The sequence below is a fragment of the Streptomyces sp. NPDC015032 genome (assembly GCF_043080425.1).
GTDB lineage: Bacteria > Actinomycetota > Actinomycetes > Streptomycetales > Streptomycetaceae > Streptomyces.
In genome coordinates, this window is the sequence record NZ_JBIBVN010000046.1 from 1 (window position 1) to 19,164 (window position 19,164).

The window sequence follows — 19,164 nt, forward strand, 5'->3', positions numbered from 1 at the left end:
TGAGCAGGGCGTCCAGGTCATTCGTCACAGATCGATCTTGGACGCCCTGTCCGCGTTCCCAAACGCACCGTCAGCATTCGGAATGACTCGTCTAGTAGGTACCGCCAACAAGTCGAAGCCCCGGGCCCAAGCCCGGGGCTTCTCTGCACACGGCTCCGGAGGCCGCTTGGGTCTCGACCGTTTCCGCAGGTCATATGGGCTTTGGCGTCCCTTGGGACGCTTGGTCGTCCACATTTAGTCCACGCTGGCGACCCCGTACCGCTATGGGGTTGGCGTCTCATCGTCAAAGTACCCGAGCAGCTGGCCACAAGGGGTCCAGCGGTCTCGGGGTACTACGCCACGATCCCGTGCGTCGATACAAACGCTTGGTGTGGGAACACCGGCCGGGCCGTCATCCGTGATACTGCTCGGCATGTCGTCGGATAGGTCGGGTGTCACAGTTTGCGTCTCAGTGACGGTCACGGCTGGCGATGGAGTGGGCTCATCGTTCAGGCTGAACAGGAAGTTGATCCCGCCGAGGAACATGACGAGAGCGACTACGGCAAGCAACGTGAGCCGGATCGCTATCAGGTCGAGCCATGGCCTGTTGGCGACCGTCGGTCCGTCGCGGGAGAACAAGATAGAACCCGGCCCATGAGACGCCCCGTTTCGCCTGACGCTCGTCGCCGCGATGATGTCTGGTCATGAAGGAACTTGTTCTCGCTCTGGTGGCTGCGGTGTCCGGACTGGCTGGCACAGTCGCTGGTGCACGGGCCGCAAAGAAGGGAGCCTTGATCAGTGCACAAGTCACCTTGCAGCAAGTTCACGATCAAGCCGACGTCGATCAAGCCCACTGGCTTCGGCAACAGCGGCTTCAGGCGTACGAAGGTTTCCTAGCGGCCTGGGACGAGTGTCTGCGCATCCTCAACTCCGTGGGTCTGCCGGGAGACTCTGAATCGTCGGGGCTCAACCCGCTGAAAGAAGCTGCTGGCCGCATGACTGAGCGAGCTCGGAGGATCGACATCCTCGGACCGGCCGAGGTGGCCAGGGCAGCGGAAGAACTCGCCGACAGCATTCGACGTGACGTGGACATAGCCACCAAACTGCTGAATCTCACAGAGGAATACATTCCGACCAATGAACGCATAGCTACCGATACAGCGCCAGCGATGACAGCCGCAATCGGGGCCATGGAGGAAGCCGCAAGGCAGATGCAAGAGCTCACGGAGGAGGCGATCGAGAGCGTTCGGGTGCCCCCTGAGACGGACGCGATGTTCGAAAGCTTCGAGCGGGCTCAGGAACTCGCCGACGCTGCAATCTCGCGCGCGCGTGAGGACACTGCCGGGTTTTCCGGATTCCTTGACCAAGCAACTGCGATCGTCGATGAACTGAAGCGCAACCAGGAAGCTCGCGAGCGTACTCGCGAGCGGTTTACGACCGCCGCCCGTCACACGCTCGCCCCTACGCCAACAAGGAGATCACCGTGACGTTGCGAGTTGGAACGTTCGCTACTGGCGCTGCGACCATAGGCGTCAGCAAAGCCCGTGGTGGACGGATTGAGTTCTTGCTCGACTGCAACCGCGGATCGAAGTTTGGTGATGACACCACGGTGGCCACCGGCACGCTTCCGCTCCAGGAAGCACGTGAGGTGATCACGCGACTCGTAAACGAGACTCCCTGGCTCCAACGGGCTCTCGCCATGCAGTTCGTAGAACAGCTGCTGGAGCAGGGAACGGAAGCCTCCGAGACCAAGTAGTTGTTAGCTGACGGCGCGCACGAAAGAGCGGCCTACGGCCGCGCATCCCTTGGCGCTCGCTGCGCTCGCAGATCGGCCGCGGCCAGGTTCGCGCCGTCTCCCCCTTGGAAGGGCGTCCCGTCAGCCTTCCAAGGGGGCCGCCTCAGCCGCTCAGGCGTCGCCTTGGGCCGCCCGGTACGCCTCGTACTGCGTCCACGCACGTTCCAGTGCCTCAACAGCTTCGGGGTTGGCGCCGCACTCTTCGAGGTAGTCACTCTGCCCCGACAGTCCCTTGCGAGAGGGCCAGTCAGGATCAGCGGAGACGTCCCGCGCGAGATCCCCGATAGGATTGCGCTGATCGACGTGGGTCTTCAACCACGCGGTGAAGCTCTTCGACTTGGGCATGTCCCCATCCTTCCGCCGCCGTGTCGGGGCTAACCTCGGTTAGGAGCGGCCTACGTCCGGGCTCGCTACGCTCGCACGCTGGGCGGGCCGTCATCGGGGTGGGCACTGCGTCGGGCCGTCGGCTGGCTGGGTCAGGAGACGGAAGAACTACTGCAACATGGAGCCGACCAGAGCAAGCCGCGACAGCCGGTGCGTAACCACGGCGCTGGAGACCTCAGCTTGGGAAGCTTGGGCGAACCAGGGGTAGTTGATCGGATGACCAGCGGCGGAGCGCTCCCGGCGTCCGGTTGACCGCTGATCTGCCCCTCGGTGTTCCCCGTGTGTTCTGGAACGATTCTGGCACAACAGCCGTCGACGCCTGCTGAGAGTCGCCTCACCCGCCACAATGCCGGGTATGGATGCAGGGATTGCAGCAATTCTTGGAGCCACAGTTGGGGCGTTGGGCACTGGCGGCGCCGCCTTCGCCACCGGCTGGTGGGGGGCGAAACAGGCGCGGCTCCAGATAGCCACGCAAGAGACGCAAAGCCGACGTCAACTTCGCTTTAATCATTTGAGTGAGCGAAGAGAGCCGAGGAGCGTTGCTTATGTTGCTCTTATTTCGCAAGCTCAGGCAGCGCAACGAAAATACTCTACTCTCGCACCTCAGGTATTGATCAGTCAGGATTCCGCTACCGCGGAGTTAGCCGATGGCCTCGAAACTGAAAATGTAAAGATGCAGGAGTTGGCTGCGCGTGTCTCGATCGAGGGTCCTGCATCAATCGTTGAGCCCGCGAGGAAGCTTAAGGAAGCAGTAGGGAAATGCAGCTTCTTCTGTCTGGTGATGCACATGGAGAATTCGGAGCTGAAGAGATCTGGCACTGCTCCGGCTATTGCTGCCCAAAATGCTATCGAACTAAGTCAGATGATCGACCTGTTTACGCACGCTTCCAGGCTGTCGCTGGATGAAGATATCTCCGGGCTTCACACTTCAGAGTCTCCGTGAAAGGGGAGTCTGAAGGATCGCGGAACCAACCGCCCAGCCGCGACGTACCCCTTCTCTGACGGCAAGCGGCTGATTTCTGTGCGCGCGGCACGGGCGCCGGCCGATGCGTGACGGCGAGGAGTTCGATGCGGAATCCGGGCTCCCAGCCTCGGTGGAAGAGAAGAAGTCGGCGGTGTCGTGGTACCACTGCTTGGGTCGCCCAGTGCAGCCGCCGAGGTGCGCGGGTCAAGTTGAAACGAGGATCTGGTGGCTGAAGTTACGGCAGCAATTGCTGGAGTGTCGGAGCTGGCGGTGCTCCGCGCACTGGAGCGGGCGGGTAGGCGCTTGCTGGGCCGCCCGGACCGAAACAGGCTCAAGGACGTCCTACCGTGGGACCTGCACATCCATCTGACAGTCGAGCCAGCCATCGTGGAACGGCTTCTCGCCGGAGCATGGGACCTTCCCCGAGCGGTTGGGCTTCCAGAAGAGCTCATCGGCGCACTGGATACTTACTCCCGAACTCTGCTGACGTGCGGCCTCCCCTTCGACAGGGACGACTTGAGGCGTGTCCTAGCGCGGCTGAACCGGCGGCCGCAGCTTCCCTGGGAGGAGAGCAACACGTGACATCGACGGGTAGCTCACCGCGGTGTCTGGCTCTCGCCGCTGCCCGCCCGACGCTCGGGCCGACCGAACGACAGCAGTCCCACCCACAGCGTCCCGCTCGCCGCAAATAGGGACACCCATGCCTCGACGGGGGCGTCGAGGCCGACCAGCAAAGCCCAGAAGCTCAGTGCGCCAGCCACACCTGTGAGAGCGCCGGCGATTACCTGTGCGGCGCGAAGCCAGCGAGGAGACTTGGAGTTGGACGTGGCGATGGATTCGGAGCGGGACATGATGGTCTCCTGTTCGAGGGGGCCTGAGCTACTGATTTGCCGTCGAGCAGCACTGCCACGCTAGGACCGCGCGGCATCAGCACACCAGATACAGAAAACGGCCCGATTGCCAAAGGGGTGAGTAGCCATGGACATCGTCGAATGTGAGGGCACCGAACAAATCCCGGGCTGCGAGGGGGGCCACGTCCACGTTGCAAGCGTCGGTCGCGACGAAGAGTGGGAAGTCGTGCTTGGCCTCCGTCAAGGGCCACGTGGTCTCCCGCACGCGGCTTTCCTGCGCATTTCTCCCGCGGCCACCGCACGACCGCCGTGCTTGCTGACAGAACGGGTCGTCAGGAGGATCGACTGGCAACGGGTCTTCGCCCTCGGCTTCGCCTATCACCTCCTCGGCGCCGATGCTGCCCTACACCTCGACCAGACCTGGTGTGTGCGCCCGACGGACGGCAGCGACAATTTCTCCCGTCTGGTCGCCGACCTGCACCAAGCAAGCGCTGCGTCCCGCCTGCCCGCTCGGCAGTTACTCAGCCGCATTCTCCAGCGAAGCCTCTTCCGGGTGGACGACCTCATCCGTGAGGCCCGCGACCGAGGCATGCTGCCGCCCCACGACCCGCACTTGTCCTATCGTCCCCAGCCTCCACCATCTCACTTGGGCCCGATACGGTCGCCTCTGCCGCCTGAGGTGCCGCCGACATGGCAGATGGACGCGTGTACCGGTGGTGCCGTCCTGCGCGACCTGCCCAACTGCCGCGACTTCGACTTTCACGTTGGTGTCTGCTTTCTTCGCACCACACAGGAGCAAGGCGTCTGGGCTTCTTACCTTCGCGGACCCACAAGCAAAAAAGAAGCTGGGACCGGTGCTTACCCACAGTCCCTGGAAGTACAGCCGGCAATGTGGCACGCAGGCGGCGTCACAGCCGAACTGACGGTAAAGCGCCTGGAGAAGCTTCCTCTCCTGCTCGTGCTCGCCCTGGGCCCGGAAGTACAATTGGGAGATCCGACGTCGTTGGCACATGTCCTTGCCGGCAACCATCCGCCGCGCGGATCCGCACATCTGCAAGCTGTGGCGACCGTCCATCGCTTCGCCCTTCAGCAGGGCTTAAAACCCCACGACATGGTTGCCCAGACCTGGCGCGTGCCGCTGCGAACCGCGCAGGAATGGTCGCGCAAAGCGCGACGCTCTGGGTTGCTGTACGAGCGGTCCGTCGAACTCGCACGGCTCCGGCCGCCTGTTGACAGTGAGAAGCTGGCCTCTCTCCGATCTAAAATGGTGTCTGCCGAACGGGAGGCTCGATCAGGTGATCGCGGCCGGAGCCAGGTATGAGGACACGACGTCGCATCGTGTTTCGTGATGGGCTGGGACTCATCGTCGACGGTTTATCCAATGCCCTCCGGAGCGGTCAGCGCCATCGAGGAAAAATTTCTGAACCTGCATGAGTTAGCACCGCCAGGGCCCTGCTGGATGAAAAGCCTCACTCCGGGGTGGCGGCCTGACGAATCCTTGATCCAGAACACGGACGGCTGGATTCTCTTCGAAGCCGTGTCTGCGCGGCGAGGCACGGTGCTCTGCCTGACTGATCCTTGACGGGATCGCGGGACCTGCCTGGGAGCCGGATTCCGAACTTGGCTCCCAGACGGCTCCCAAGATGACCCCGGAACGCCTCATGGCCCGATCCGCTGAGCGGATCGGGCCATGACTTGGTACTTCTCTGTCGGGGTGGCGGGATTTGAACCCACGACCTCTTCGTCCCGAAGCAACTTGGGCTGCTCGCTGGTCATGGGCTGCTGTGCCTATCACCTGCGCTGACGGTCCGCTGACGTCCACGGTTGTTCGCGACTGTGCGTTGTCGTTGTCACGCAGTTAGACATTCAGTGTGCCTATCACGCGGAGCCGCGGCGCAAGTTCCTACAGACCGCGCAGCGCCTCGTACAGGTCGTCGTAGGCTGCCCAACAGCCGATGCTGCCCTCGTCGTACAGGCTGCCCATGTACCAGTCGTCGTCATCGACAGGCTTCACGAGACACAGGCTGTGGAACCCGAGAACGATCTCTGGGCGTGGCATCTCGTGGGCCTCGCCGACGCTGACCCACTTCACTGGCCGATCGGGATCCAGGGCGACAGCCTCTTGGTCCCCCGAACGCATCAGGAAGGTCCGGCCGGCCGAGCCCGGCGACGCATCTAGCACGTAACTGGCACGACGCCCCTCCGCCGCCTCCCCGGCCGGGGAACGGACAAGGCCCAGGTTCCCGGTTCAGTACCGGTGACCTGGGCCTTTGTCGTGCTACCTATTGGTGGGCGCGGACGGTTTCGAACCGCCGACATCTGCTTTGTAAGAGCAGCGCTCTACCCCTGAGCTACGCACCCGTGGATGAGGCAACAGCGTACATGGACTACGGCCCACGGTCACAAACGGTTGCCGGAACGGCAGGGACCCGGCGGAGAACCAGGTCGCCGAAGAACCCGAGCGCCGGGGAACCGGACCGCCGGGGCCGTGGCGCGGCCTCGGTGCCGGCCGGGGGATATCCCCACCCCTCGTACGGTAGCCGTCCGGATTCCGCCCGGCGGGCCGACGTACGTACGGTGATGCCGACAGCGTCGGGGACCACCCGCCGTACGACCTGGGGGACAGTTCATCGTGGCACTCCGTACCCGCACTCTCATCGCGTCCGCCGGGGTCGTACTCCTCGGTTTGGGCCTCACCGGCTGCGGCAGCACGGATCCGGGCGACGCGCCCGCCGAGCACAAGTCGTTCGCGCTCCGCGGGAAGACGCTGACCATCCACTCCGGGGATTCGTCGCTGGAGCTCGCACCGGCCGATGTGCAGAAGGTCGAGGTGACCCGTCGGGTCGACGGTTGGGTGGCGCTCGGGAACGGACCCGAACCCGAGTGGGAGATGCGGGACGACACGCTCAGGCTTGAGGTGAAGTGCCGGGCGCTGGTCAGCGACTGTGCCGCGCAGCACCAGGTGAAGGTGCCGCGCGGGGTGGCAGTGGTCGTCGAGGGGGACGACGGGAAGGTCGTCGCGTCCGGCTTCCACTCCGCCCTCACCCTGCACGCCGACAACGGCAGGGTGATCGTCCGGGATTCCAGTGGGCCGCTCGGGCTGGAGAGCGACAACGGTGACATCTTCACCGAAGGGGTCTCGGCCAAGTCCGTATCGGCGCGGTCCGACAACGGCAGGATCCGGCTGGGGTTCGCCTCCGTGCCGGATCTCGTGGACACCGTGAGCGACAACGGAGAGATCACCATCGAGCTGCCGGCCGGCTCCGTGAAGTACGCGGTGGACGCCGTCGCGGAGGAAGGACGCGTCTCGGTGGACGCGCCCCGCAGCGACGACAGCGGCCATGTGGTGAAGGCCCGGAGCGACAACGGCCAAGTCACCGTGCGAAGCGCGAACTAACCGGCCCGTGTGTTCGTCCTTACTGGTGGGAGAATGTACCGGGCAGGGCGAAACGGCACGGGAGAGGGATGTGACGGCGACACACGCGCGGCCGCGGGCGAGAGCGGGCGGGAGTTCCGCCGTCAGGGGCGTCAGGGGCATCGGGGATGTCCTCATGCTGATGCTGCTGCCCGTGCCGCTGGTCGCCGCCGCGTTGCCGGCCACGTTCGCCGGTGGCGGTACGCGGCGCTGGTTCGGCGGGCGTGGGGAGAGCCAGCGGGCGGATGCCCAGGCTGCGAAGGATGCCGCCGCAGCCGCCTTCTACGAGCTCGACACCGCCCAGCGCGACTTGCGGATCTCGATCGAGACGATCACCGCGGTGGACAGCTCGACCGGGGCACTCAGGGCCGTGGACGACTTCGCCGCTCTCGGCCGGCGGATCGACGAGGTCAGTCATACGTACATCACCGCGGTCGACGCACACGACCTCGACCGGGACGATCTGGAGCCGGCCGTCGCGGCCCGTGCCAGGACCGAGCTGACCACCGCCAAGGACGAGCTGGTACGGGTCAAGGGCGAGCTGGACCGGTTCGCGCAGGGTCTCGGACCGTTGCTGGGCAACGCGGAGACGCAGCTCGCCCGGCTCGCACCCGCCGTGGAGCGGGCCCGGCAGGCGCTCCTCGGTGCGAGCAACGCTCTCGACGCGGTGCGGGCGTCCGGACTGCGGGCGGACGATCTCGCCGCGCGACTGGCGGCCCTCGCTCCCGAGCTGACCAAGCTCAACGAGGGGGCCGGCCGGCACGGCGTTCCGGAGACCTTGCAGCGTGCCGATCGGGTGCTGCGCGACGCCGAGGCGGTACGGGCCGAGGCGGCCCGGCTGCCCGAGCGTGCCGCCGAGATCGACCACCGGCTGGTGTCCTTGCGTACGCGTGCCCAGGCGCTGACCACCCGGGCGGGCTCGGTGGAGCCGGTGCTGAGCGAGCTGCGGCGGCGTTTCTCGGCCGCCTGCTGGCAGGACCTCCAGCCCGTGCCGGAGCAGGCCGCGGCCAATGTGCGGCAGGCCGAGGAGAAGCTGAAGGAAGCCGCCGAGGCGCGGGACGAGCAGCGGTGGGCCGACGCGACCTCCCGGCTGAGCACGGTACGCGCTCTGCTGAACGCCACGGACGAGGCGGTGTCCGCCGCGGGCGACCGGCTGCACCGGCTGAACGACGTCGCCAAGGACCCGCAGCAGGAGATCCAGCGGACCCGGTTCGCGGTCCGGGACGCCCAGCGCCTGGCCATGGCCGGGCGCAACACTCCCGAACCGCGCCACGCCCGCCCGCTGGACGACGCCGTGGCCCGGCTGGAACGCGCCGTGGCCGGGCTGGAGGGACGCCACCCGGACTACTGGCACTTTCTGACCGAGACCGAAGCGGTACGGCAGACGGCCGCGCGGGTGGTCTCCGAGATCCGCGAGGAGCGCGGGGCGGGCACCTGATCCGTACGGGCTCTGGTACGCGGGCTTCCATACACGGACTGGCACGGACTGCACGGACGGCTGCACGGACGCTGTACGGACGACACGGGGCCGGGAACGGGGCCGCTCACAGGGCGCCGGGCCTCTGGATTCCTGATGTGCGGCAGCAGGGCCATGGGCGGATCCTGGTAGTACGCCCGAAGGAGACCGACATGGCCACGCATGCACTGCACGCCACCGGGCGGCACCCCCCGCGGCGCCGTCGCAGCGCCACCCAGCTCGACAAACACCTGCCGGTCGATCACCGGCTCAACCGTGTCTACCGGGTCGGGGCGGGGCTGATGGGACTGGTGCTGCTCGCCTTCGGAATCCTGGGGCTGATCGACGAGATCGGCTTCTTCAGCACGGGCGGAGCCACCGTCGCGGGCCTGAACACCAACGGCGCCCTCAGCGTCCTGTCCATCTGTGTCGGCCTGCTGCTGTTCATCGGGATGGTGATCGGCGGCAACTTCGCCTCGACGCTCAACATGATTCTGGGCATCGCCTTCATCCTCAGCGGCTTCATCAATCTCGCACTGCTCGGAACCGGCTACAACTTCCTCGCCTTCCACCTCCAGAACGTGCTGTTCAGCTTTGTGGTCGGTCTGATGCTGATGGTCTTCGGGATGTACGGACGGGTCAGCGGCGGTCTCCCGCACGACAATCCGTACTGGCGGATCCGCCACCCCGAGGAGGCCGAGCGGGAACTGCGAAGGGTCCCGAGGGCCGCACCGGAGACGATGCCGGTCGTCCGCCGCCCTGAACCGTGAGCCTGTGAGCTCATGAACCCGTGAGTTCGTGTATCCGTGACCCCGTGACCCGGTGACCTCGTGCATCCGGTGACCCCGTGCATCCGGGTATCCGTGAACACGTCAGCGCGTCGGCGTCTGAACCCCTGGCCCCGTACACCGTCTCCTGAGCACCCGTCGGCCGCCGTCCGCCGTCCGCCATGCCTGTCTTCCATGAGTCCGCGCCGGATAGCCTGGGTCCCATGCCTCGTTACGAGTACCGCTGCCGCTCCTGCGGAGACACGTTCGAACTCAGCCGCCCGATGGCCCAGTCCTCGGACCCGGCCTCCTGCCCCGCCGGGCATGCCGACACCGTGAAGCTGCTGTCCACCGTGGCCGTGGGCGGATCGTCGGCCAAGTCCGCCCCCGCCGCCCCGTCGGCGGGCGGGGGCGGGGGCGGCGGCTGCTGCGGCGGGGGCTGCTGCGGCTGAGAGAGCGGGCAGCCGGGGCTGTCGGCCCGCGGCTGCTATCGCTTGCGGGAGAGCGTCAGCCCGTCGGACACGGTGAGCATCACGCTGTCCATCCGCGGATCGGCGGCAACACGGTCGTTGAATTCCTTGATCGCCGCCGCCCCACCGGTCGCCTGCGGATCGGTCACCCCGCCGTGGAACAGCACGTTGTCCGTGACGACGAGACCGCCCTGCCGCATCCGGGGCACCAGTTCCTCCCAGTACGGAATGTAGTTGCCCTTGTCCGCGTCCAGATAGGCGAGGTCGATGTGCGGCTCGGCCGGCATCGCCCGCAGTGTGTCGAGCGCGGGGGCGATACGGAGCTCGATCCGGTCGGCGACGCCCGCCTTCTCCCACGCCTCCCGTCCGTACGCGGTCCACTCCTCCGAGACGTCGCAGGCGATCAGCCGCCCGTCGGCGGGCAGCGCCTGTGCCATCGACAGGGCGGAGAAGCCGGTGAACGTCCCGACCTCGACGACGTGCCGGGCCCCGGTCAGCCGGACGAGGAAGGCGAGCAACGGCCCCTGCTCCTCGGCGGACTGCATGCCGGCGTGCTCGGGCAGGCGCGCGTACGTGGTCTCCACGAGCTCACGCTGCACCGCGTCGAGCGGTGGATTGTGCGCCAGCATGTACGCGTACAACTCGTCCGTGATCTTGGTTTCGTTGCCCTTGGTCATCGCGTGCTCCTCGTTGGTCGTACCGGGTCGGGCCCGCGCTGTCCCCGTTCCCGTTCCCCGTCCTCACATACTGCTACTGCCGGACGAGGGCGCCCGCCTCTGACGCGATGCCCGCAGGAAATGCCGCAGGATCTCCTCACCCGCCGCCACGCCGCTCTCGGCCGTCACATCGACGTGCCCGGCGCTCCAGCCGGTGTCGGCGAGTTCGCCGTGGGCCGGACGCCAGGCGCGGTCGGCGGCGAGGAGCAGATCGGCGTCGAGGAGGCTGTCGCCGGCGGCGAGAGTGAGCGTGGCGCCGGTGCGTCGAGCGACCTCCTCCATGGCGGCGCTCTTGGTGAGCGGGCCCGGCACGGCGTAGATCTTGCGGCCCTGGAGGGAAACCGTCCAGCCTCGGGTCTCCGCCCACTCCCCGAGTTCGTCGACCCAGCCGTCCGGCAGCAGCGAGCGTTCGACGACGAGGTAGGCGAAGAGGTTCTCGGCGACCCGCTCCTTGAGCAGCCAGGCCGGGTCGGCCGCGGCCAGGAGATGAGTGCGGATCTCGTCGAGCGAGGCGCATTCGTCGGCGAGCCGGCGGGCCACCCGTGTCTGCCAGTCGGGGTCGGACACCCCGTCGACCAAGAGGTGTCCCCCGTTGGCGCAGATCGCGAACCGTGGCGCGGGGCCGGGGAGACGGATCCGGGCGTACTGCTCGCGGGTGCGGGTGGTCGTGGGGACGAAGACCGTGGAGCGGCCGAGCTCGTCGAGCAGTGCCGCGGCCGTCTCGGTCAGGTAGGAGAGCGGTTTGCGGTCGTACACCTCCACGCAGAGCAGCCGGGGGGCCTCGGCGTCCGGCATGGGGAGCCGGAGCGCCGCCGTCGAGTAGATCAGCGTGCGGTCGAGGTCGCTGGCGACCAGCGTCACGAGGGCGGCCGGGCCGGCAGAGGTGACCGGAGCGGCAGAGGCAGAGGCAGAGGGAGCGGCCGTGGGGTGCGCGGTGAGTTCCGTGGCCGAGGGCGCGGGAGCGGCCGGGGTGGGCTCGGTACATGCGGTGGCCGGGATGGGCGCGGTAGATGCGGTGGCCGGGGTGGTCACTTCGACTCCACCGCCTTGCCGTCCGCGCCCGTCGCGCCCCTGGTGTACTTCGGGTGGATCAACCCCACGCAGGTGTACGGAAGGGCGTCGACCTCCTCGATCGGTACGCCCCGCTGCTCGGCCAGCAGACGGATGTGATCGAGGTCCGCGCCCGCGCCGCGCTTGGCGAGGATCTTCCACGGGACGCGGCGCAGCAGTACGCGGGTCGTCTCGCCGACGCCCGGCTTGACCAGGTTCACATCGTGGATGCCGTACTCCTCGCTGATGCGTTCCACCGCGGCCCAGCCCTCCCAGGTGGGCGCGCGGTCGGCCGCGAGCAGCTCCTTGACGTCGGTGTCCACGGCCTCGGCCACCTCGTCGAAGTGGGCGGCGACGGTGTCGAGGAAGTGGCCGGACACATCGGCGTCCGCGAGCTCCCGGTAGAACTTCGCGCCGTGGAAGTCGTCCGGGCCGACCAGGTCGGAGCGCAGAACGGTCCGCGAAATCAGCCCGGACACGGTCGAGTTGAGACAGGCGGACGGAATGAGGAAGTCCTCGCGGGTGCCATGGGTGCGGACACAGCCACCCGGGTCGGCCAGAACCGCGATCTCCGGGTTGAAGCCGCCGAACTCGGCGAGTGCCGCGGAGAGTTCACGGGTGATCGCCCCCTTGCCCGTCCAGCCGTCGACGAAGACGACGTCCGCCGGGTCGTGGTGGGCGGCCAGCCAGCGCAGGGCGGTGGCGTCGATGCCGCGCCCCCGCACGATGGAGATGGCGTAGTGCGGCAGATCGACCCCGTGCCGGTGCCGGGCCCAGCGGCGCATGAGCACACCGACGGGAGTACCGGCCCTGGCCAGCGAGACCAGGACGGGACGCGGCCCCCTCTCGGCGAGAACCGTCTCGGTGACGGTGCCGACGGCACGGGCCACACGGGCGGCCGACAGTTCCAGCGCCGCCTTGAAGAGCTCCTGGTACTGGGCGGACGGCTGGTACTCGACGGGCAGCGACTCGGCGTAGTGCGCGCCACCGCTCTGTATCGCCTCCTCGCGCTCCTCGGTGGGCGCCTCCAGCTCGGTGCCGGAGAGGTCCTGGAGCAGCCAGCCGACGTCGTCCGGTGCGTAGGAGGAGAAGGCGGGGCCGCGGAGGGGCTCGGGCAGCATCGGGGGTTCCAGCTGTTCGGAGATGTTCGGGGGAAGGCTCGACGGGGCGTCCGACGGGACATGCGGGTGACGGCCCGGCCGGACCTCCGGCGGGACGTACGACGGAACGACCGCGAGCAGGACGTGGTCGGTGTGGGCGGCGAGCTGCGCCAGCAAGCCGTCGGGGGCGTGGAGTTCGGGCGTGTCGGCGGTGGAGTCGACGGCCACGACCACGGCGTCGAAACCGGCGCCCGCGACGTTGTACGCGTACCGGTCACCGGGCCCGTCGGCCGGGTTGTCGTGGGCCGGGAAGACCAGTCGGCTGCGTATCGCATAGCCGGGATCGTCCACGGCCAGGACGGGGGAACGCGTGGTGGTGGAGTAGCGCACCTCCGCGTCGACGTGGTCCTCCAGGGCCGTGCCCAGGCGGAGGGGGGCGTACATGAGCTCCTCGAAGCCGAGGATCAGTACGCGGCGGGCGTCGCCCAGTGCCGCGGCGACACGGGCGGCCATGGCCGGGAGGGCGGGCTCCAGAGCGGCCCGGTGGGCGGGGGTGAAGCCGTGCCGTCCGCCGTCGGGCACACCGGCGGGCCACTGGAGGTCCACCCGGGTGCACGGTCGGCGAACAGGCTCCACGAGAGTGTCCGGCGCCGTGGAATCCGTCCTCTCCGGGCTCCCGGAGGCGGTGCTCTCCTGCGCGGCGACCAGGGCCCGGCCCTTCGCCAGGACGCCCTCCGGGAGGATGACCGTGCCCGAGCTTCTCGCCACCAGGTCGACGCGCGCGCCGATCTCCGCGGCGAACTCGGTCAGCCGTCCCTGGTCGGCCGCGGACCGCATGTCCACCAGGGCGACAACGACGTACCTGCTCCGCGGGTATCTCTCGTGCAGCGCGCGGATGGTGTTGAGCACGGTGTTGCCCGTGGAGAACTCGTCGTCCACCAGCACCAGCGGCGCGTCCGTGCCGTTCCCCGCGTTCGTTTCCGCGCGTGGGCCGCTTCCCGCGTCCGTTTCCGCGCGCGGGCCGCTCCCCGCATCCGGTTCCGCGCGCGGGCCGGTCTCCGCGCCCGTGCCCGCGGGGCCGCACCCGCCCGCCAGCAGGTTCGGATCCTCGGGGAGCAACAGATGTGAAGTGGCGTGCGAGTGCGACTCCTCGAAGCCGCCTGCTCGCGCCACGCCCTCGACGGGGCGGCGTGTCGAGTGCAGGTACGGCGCCGCGCCGAGCCCGTCGGCGACCGCGTGGCCGAGACCGGTGGCCGTCTCCGCGTAACCGAGCACGACCGCCCGGCGCGCCTCGGCGTCGCCGAGCAGTGCGTGCACCCGCCGGCCGAGCTCGAATCCGACGCCGTACACCACGGAAGGCTTCTGCGGCACATGCTTGCCGAGCACGTTCGACACGAGCAGATGGGCCCGCTTGGGATTGCGGCGCAGGGCAAGGCCCAGCATCTCTCTCAGCTCACCGCCGCCGTCGGGCTTCCCGTCGCCGACGAGCTCGACGCCCAGTCGCTCCGCCACCCAGCTGCCCGACCACACCACGTTCGCCGTCTCTTTCCTTGCCGCGCGCCCGCTCATCGAGACACGCTCCTGCCACGAGGCTTCTGCGGCCCACGGACCGCGCTCACCGCGTAGGGCCCGCTCACCGGGCCAGGCCCACTCACCCAGCACAGCCCGCTCACTCCGCGAGGCCCGCGGCCAGCAGCTCCACGAAGCCGACGTCCGCCCTCGCCACCCCGAAGACCTCGGCCCGTTGCAGGGTCCGCTCGGCCCAGGCGCGGTGCGGCTTCACTTCGTTCATCTTGTTCGTGTACGCGGAGCGCATGACGCCACCGCCGCCGCGCTCCGGCCGCAGGATGTCCTGTGCGTCGCTGAACTCCTCGTGGCTGACCACGGACAGCGCGTGCACGGGCGCGACGTGCGACGGATGGATGCAGGTCTTGCCGAGCAGCCCGTTGGCCCGGTCCAGCTCGATCTCGCGCAGCAGGCCGTCCAGGTCGTGCTCGATCAGCGCCGTGCGCAGCTCCTCGGCCCGGCCCTCCAGGAAGGGGCTGCGGCGCAGCTGCGGTTTGAACATGCGCTCCTGGAGCCGGAAGTACTCCCACACCGGCCCGGTGATCGTGAAGCCCGTGCCGTCCGCGCGGCCCAGCACATTGACCACGTCGGCTATGACGGCACCGACGATCCGTACGTCGTACGCCGTCATGTCGGGCGCCCTGCGGAGCCCGTACGCCGAGCAGAAGTCGGTGACGCCGAGCCGCAGCGCGAGCACTCGCTCGCGGTACTTGTCGACGGTGCGGGCTATTCCCTGGAGCGCTTCGCCGCGGGTCTCCAGATGCAGCAGCTCGGGCGATTCGAGAACGGGCATCGCGAACAGCCGCCGCCCGCACGCCTTTTCGGCTTCGGCGACCGCTTCCATGAAGGGCACGCCTCGTTCTTCGGTGAACTTGGGAAGTACAAAACCAGACAACAACCGGACCGCGGAGCCGAGCCGCTCCACCAGGTCGACCACCTGGCCCGGTTCCCGGACCCGGATGAAGAGCAGGGGCACCTCCACGCTACGCGCGTCAAGCTCCGCGAACTGTCTGACCAGGTTCTCCTCGGCACCGACGACCTCGGAGTCGTCGATCGAATCCTCCAGGCACAGCACCATCGAGACGACACCGCGCCCGGCCTGCTTGATGACGTCGTCAGCAAGCCCCGGCCTGGTGGCAGGGCTGTACAGGGTCGCTCCCAGGGCGGCCGAAAGCACGCGGGCCGGCGAGTCCGCGTCGAATTCGCACGGTTCCTGGAAGAACAGCCCCTCTCTCACAGCGGGCGCAATATGCCCGAAATGACGCATTTGATTTCCCCGAACTGCCGGACCGACCGGACAACACATGGCCGGTAATAGTACGTACGGACGGGTGTCGACAGTTCCCCACGTGCATGAATTCCGGGTAACTCGTCCATTTCCCGACGGGTCGACGTACCGCGGACGACGCGCTTCCGTCGCGTTGCCGAAACACCCGGTGCGACCCCCGCGTTGTCCGCACGGGCAGCCAGCAGGCAGGATGACGGGCATGACGCACGCGATGGTGAAAGGCTCGAACGTCCCTCTGGACGCCTTGGCCGTACGGGCCGTGCTGCGCTGGACCCCGGGCGCCGGGGTTCCGGATGTGGACGCCTCGGCCCTGCTGCTCGGAGCCGGCGGCCGCGTGCGCTCGGACGAGGACTTCGTCTTCTACAACCAGCCCCGCCACCCCTCCGGCCTGGTACGACGGCTACCGAAGCGCAGCGCCCCCGAAGGACTCACGGACAGCATCGAGGCCGACCTCAGCGCGCTCGACCACTCGGTCGACCAGGTGGTCATCGCCGCGTCCTCCGACGGAGCCGCATTCGCTCAGGTGCGCGATCTACGCATCCTGCTGTACGACGCGGCGGCGGGCGGGGACCCGCTCGCCGTCTTCGACGTACGGCCGGAGACCGGCGAGGAGACGGCGATCATCTGCGGCGAGCTCTACCGGCGCGGCGATGGCTGGAAATTCCGGGCCGTGGGCCAGGGCTACCCGACCGGTCTGGTGGGCCTGGCGACCGCCTTCGGCATCTCGGTCGACGAAGCGGAGGCCGCGGCGGAGCCCGAACCGGCGCCCTCGCCCGCGAGCGCTCCCCCGCCTTCGGCGCCCGCCGTCCCCGTGGCAGCACCCGGCTTCCCGCCGCCCGCGCCCGCGTTCCCGCCCGCACCGGCACCCGGCCCGGACTCGCAGGTCACGGTGCAGCACCAGCAGCCCGCCTACGGCTACCCGCAGCCCGCGATGGCCCAGTCGGCGTCCCAGGCCGTTTCCCAGCCCGCGTACGGGTATCCGCAGCCCGCCACCACCCCGCCCGCCTACGGCTACCCGCAGCCCGCCGCGGCCGCGGCCCCCGCTCCCGACCCGAATTTCATGCTGCCCCCGCAGGGACCGCAGTTCGCACGGACCTGAGACGCGGCCGTCGCCCTCCGGGGCCCCAGAGCCTGTCGGGGACCTCGGCCCTGAGGCCCGGCCCCGGATACCCGGCTCTGGGCGCTCGGCTCCTCAGGTCCGGAGCGGAGGGCCCAGAGTCCCAGGCCTGGAGCCGGGCGCCCGCAGTCTCGGGCCCGGATGCTCAGGTCCTGGTCTTGTAGCCGCGTCCCCACTGCAGGCCCCAGCCGTACAGCCGGTCCAGCTCCGACTGGAACCCGTACACGAACTTCACTTCGCGCCGCACGACCAGTTCGTCCTTGGCGTTCTCCACCGTGAACACGGCGCAGGAGCGGGCCTCCGGAGCGTGCTCGTCGAGTTCGATCTCGATCCGCGGGCCGTTGCCGGGGTAGAGCGTCACCTTGGCGTGCGTGCGGTCGAAGGCCGGGGTCTGGTCGTAGATATAGACGAAGAACAGCAGCCGCTTGATCTCGTCGCGCTTGTCGAGATTGACGTAGAGGGTCTCGCCCGACGGCGCCCCGAAGCGGTCATCCCCACTGAGCCGGATGTACGGCGGCGCGTTCAGGTCGCCCAGGAGGTTGCCCAGCGGCTGGACCGCGCCCTTGGTGCCGTCCTTCATCTCGTACATGCAGCCCAGGTCCAGGTCGACATTGACCATGCCCTGGGTGTGCGCCTGGACCACATCGGGCTTGAAGAGCTTCATGGGATGCAACAGCCGACCGCTCTGCCGCGACCTGCCCTCGATGTCGGACGTACGCATCCGCCAGGAGAGGTTGACCCGCAGATTGCCGGTCAGCGCCCCCTGTTTGGCCAGTGAGACCGTGGCGTGCCGTCTGGAGAGCACGATGGAGCTGGTCGACGCGTTGCCCGACTCGAAGTGCGCCTCTCGCCGTGGCCACAGGCTGTCCCAGAACGCCATCCCCAACCCCCACACGTATCGGTAGAAACACAGGTGCCTTGGCCCTGCTGCCGCCCCGTGCGTCGCACAGGGTGTTCCACATCACTGCGGGGCGGCCGCCGGGCCGGGTCCGGGTGTCCCCGGAGAACCGTCGCCGTACGGACCGCCCCGCTGAGAGCGTTCCTCAATCCCTACCGGGTCACACCCCGGACGGGACTTCTGCCTTGGAACCCGCGTCGTCGCCGCCCGCGGCCTCCAGCGCCTTGTTGCGCCGGACCGAGGACCAGAAGGACCAGGCGATCAGCACGACACCGATGAGACCGGTGATGAGCTCGTGGATCTGGTACTGGATGGTGACGAGCAGGATCACGGCCAGCGCGCCGATGGCGTAGTGGGCGCCGTGCTCCAGGTAGACGTAGTCGTCGAGGGTGCCCTGGCGGACCAGGTAGACCGTGAGCGAACGGACGTACATGGCGCCGATACCGAGGCCGAGGGCCATCAGCACGATGTTGTTGGTGATGGCGAAGGCGCCGATGACACCGTCGAACGAGAAGGACGCGTCGAGCACTTCCAGGTAGAGGAACATGAAGAACGCGGCCTTGCCGGAGAGCACGATCGCGGAAACCTTCTTTCCGCTCTTCCTGGCCTCCTCCTCGGCCTCGTGCTCCCGCTCCTCCTCTTCCTCCAGCTTGTTCTCGAAGAAACCGGAGAGACCGCCGACGATGAGGTAGGTGATCAGACCCGCGACTCCGGAGAGCAGGACGGTCTCCGCCTTGTCCGCGTGGCCGCCGCCGTGCTGGTGCGCGCTCGTCGCGAAGGTCATGGCCGAGATCAGCAGCACGATCAGGGCGATGCAGACCGACAGCATGTCGACCTTGCCGAGCTTGGCGAGCGGGCGCTCGATCCAGTGCAGCCACTGGATGTCCCGCTCCTCGAAGATGAAGTCGAGGAAGATCATCAACAGGAACATGCCACCGAACGCGGCAATCGCCGGGTGGGCGTCCGTGACCAGTTCCTGATAGCGCTCGGGCTGGCTGAACGAGAGATGGACCGCATCGATCGGGCCCAGCTTGGCGGTGATGGCCACGATCACGACGGGGAACACCAGCCGCATGCCGAAGACCGCGATGAGCACACCGACCGTGAGGAAGATTTTCTGCCAGAAGGCATTCATCTTCTTCAGGATTCCGGCGTTGACCACCGCATTGTCGAAGGACAGCGAGATCTCCAGGACGGAAAGGATCGCCACCACGCCGAAGGCTTCCCACCCCCCGTAGATCACCGCTGCGACCAGGCCGAGCGCGGTAATCGCGAACGACCAGCCGAAGGTTTTCAGAAGCACTGGCTACCCCATCGTGTATGTAACGGGTCTCCCCTGGTGTGTACG

17 protein-coding genes and 1 tRNA gene are annotated in these 19,164 nt (G+C 67.9%); 9 read left to right on the forward strand and 9 right to left on the reverse strand.

Annotated elements, in window-relative coordinates; all coding sequences use genetic code 11:
- The first annotated feature begins 683 nt into the window (after positions 1–683).
- Positions 684–1,466, forward strand: coding sequence for a hypothetical protein (locus ACF08M_RS36110; protein ID WP_392189523.1), 783 nt, complete (start codon positions 684–686; stop codon positions 1,464–1,466).
- Positions 1,463–1,735, forward strand: a complete 273-nt coding sequence (locus tag ACF08M_RS36115; protein ID WP_392189524.1) for a hypothetical protein — start codon at positions 1,463–1,465, stop codon at positions 1,733–1,735. The genes ACF08M_RS36110 and ACF08M_RS36115 overlap by 4 nt, the downstream gene beginning before the upstream one ends.
- Before the next feature lie 150 nt (positions 1,736–1,885).
- Here the strand turns inward: ACF08M_RS36115 and ACF08M_RS36120 are convergent, their stop codons facing one another.
- Positions 1,886–2,119: a YozE family protein gene (locus ACF08M_RS36120; RefSeq protein WP_392189525.1), complete on the reverse strand. Its 234-nt coding sequence runs from the start codon at positions 2,117–2,119 to the stop codon at positions 1,886–1,888.
- A gap of 394 nt (positions 2,120–2,513) precedes the next feature.
- On the opposite strand from ACF08M_RS36120, the gene ACF08M_RS36125 reads away from it, so the two are divergent.
- Entirely contained in the window at positions 2,514–3,101 is a 588-nt protein-coding gene (locus ACF08M_RS36125; protein ID WP_392189526.1) for a hypothetical protein, read from the forward strand.
- A 617-nt stretch (positions 3,102–3,718) separates the two neighbouring features.
- On the opposite strand, the gene ACF08M_RS36130 is transcribed toward ACF08M_RS36125, so the two are convergent.
- Complete coding sequence (locus ACF08M_RS36130; RefSeq protein WP_392189527.1) at positions 3,719–3,973, reverse strand: hypothetical protein; 255 nt, start codon at positions 3,971–3,973, stop codon at positions 3,719–3,721.
- Positions 3,974–4,100: 127 nt separating this feature from the next.
- Here ACF08M_RS36130 and ACF08M_RS36135 point away from each other — a divergent pair, with 127 nt between their 5' ends.
- Positions 4,101–5,294, forward strand: a complete 1,194-nt coding sequence (locus tag ACF08M_RS36135; protein WP_392189528.1) for a hypothetical protein — start codon at positions 4,101–4,103, stop codon at positions 5,292–5,294.
- A 965-nt stretch (positions 5,295–6,259) separates the two neighbouring features.
- Here ACF08M_RS36135 and ACF08M_RS36140 read toward each other — a convergent pair.
- Positions 6,260–6,334: transfer RNA gene (locus ACF08M_RS36140), tRNA-Val, on the reverse strand.
- Between the two features lie 271 nt (positions 6,335–6,605).
- Between ACF08M_RS36140 and ACF08M_RS36145 the strand changes: the two genes are divergently transcribed.
- From ACF08M_RS36145 to ACF08M_RS36160, 4 genes are all read left to right on the forward strand, one after another.
- Positions 6,606–7,370, forward strand: a complete 765-nt coding sequence (locus ACF08M_RS36145; RefSeq protein WP_392189529.1) for a DUF4097 family beta strand repeat-containing protein — start codon at positions 6,606–6,608, stop codon at positions 7,368–7,370.
- Between the two features lie 70 nt (positions 7,371–7,440).
- Positions 7,441–8,826 (forward strand): hypothetical protein, encoded by a 1,386-nt coding sequence (locus ACF08M_RS36150; RefSeq protein WP_392189530.1) that lies wholly within the window; start codon positions 7,441–7,443, stop codon positions 8,824–8,826.
- Positions 8,827–9,017: 191 nt separating this feature from the next.
- Complete coding sequence (locus tag ACF08M_RS36155) at positions 9,018–9,614, forward strand: DUF4383 domain-containing protein (RefSeq protein ID WP_392189531.1); 597 nt, start codon at positions 9,018–9,020, stop codon at positions 9,612–9,614.
- Positions 9,615–9,835: 221 nt separating this feature from the next.
- Positions 9,836–10,063, forward strand: a complete 228-nt coding sequence (locus ACF08M_RS36160; protein ID WP_114244342.1) for a zinc ribbon domain-containing protein — start codon at positions 9,836–9,838, stop codon at positions 10,061–10,063.
- A gap of 35 nt (positions 10,064–10,098) precedes the next feature.
- Here the strand turns inward: ACF08M_RS36160 and ACF08M_RS36165 are convergent, their stop codons facing one another.
- From ACF08M_RS36165 to ACF08M_RS36180, 4 genes are all read right to left on the reverse strand, one after another.
- Entirely contained in the window at positions 10,099–10,758 is a 660-nt protein-coding gene (locus ACF08M_RS36165) for an O-methyltransferase (protein WP_392189532.1), read from the reverse strand.
- 63 nt (positions 10,759–10,821) lie between these two features.
- Positions 10,822–11,658, reverse strand: coding sequence for an HAD family hydrolase (locus tag ACF08M_RS36170; RefSeq protein ID WP_392189568.1), 837 nt, complete (start codon positions 11,656–11,658; stop codon positions 10,822–10,824).
- Between the two features lie 167 nt (positions 11,659–11,825).
- A complete protein-coding gene (locus tag ACF08M_RS36175) occupies positions 11,826–14,516 on the reverse strand; it encodes a phosphoribosyltransferase (RefSeq protein WP_392189533.1) in 2,691 nt (896 codons plus the stop codon).
- 100 nt (positions 14,517–14,616) lie between these two features.
- On the reverse strand, positions 14,617–15,780 hold the full coding sequence (locus ACF08M_RS36180; RefSeq protein ID WP_392189534.1) for an HpcH/HpaI aldolase/citrate lyase family protein: 1,164 nt from the start codon (positions 15,778–15,780) through the stop codon (positions 14,617–14,619).
- Between the two features lie 220 nt (positions 15,781–16,000).
- Between ACF08M_RS36180 and ACF08M_RS36185 the strand changes: the two genes are divergently transcribed.
- Positions 16,001–16,900: a TerD family protein gene (locus ACF08M_RS36185; protein WP_392189535.1), complete on the forward strand. Its 900-nt coding sequence runs from the start codon at positions 16,001–16,003 to the stop codon at positions 16,898–16,900.
- Positions 16,901–17,063: 163 nt separating this feature from the next.
- Here the strand turns inward: ACF08M_RS36185 and ACF08M_RS36190 are convergent, their stop codons facing one another.
- A complete protein-coding gene (locus ACF08M_RS36190) occupies positions 17,064–17,798 on the reverse strand; it encodes a Tellurium resistance (protein WP_392189536.1) in 735 nt (244 codons plus the stop codon).
- 178 nt (positions 17,799–17,976) lie between these two features.
- Positions 17,977–19,119, reverse strand: coding sequence for a DUF475 domain-containing protein (locus tag ACF08M_RS36195; protein WP_392189537.1), 1,143 nt, complete (start codon positions 19,117–19,119; stop codon positions 17,977–17,979).
- Between the last annotated feature and the right edge of the window lie 45 nt (positions 19,120–19,164).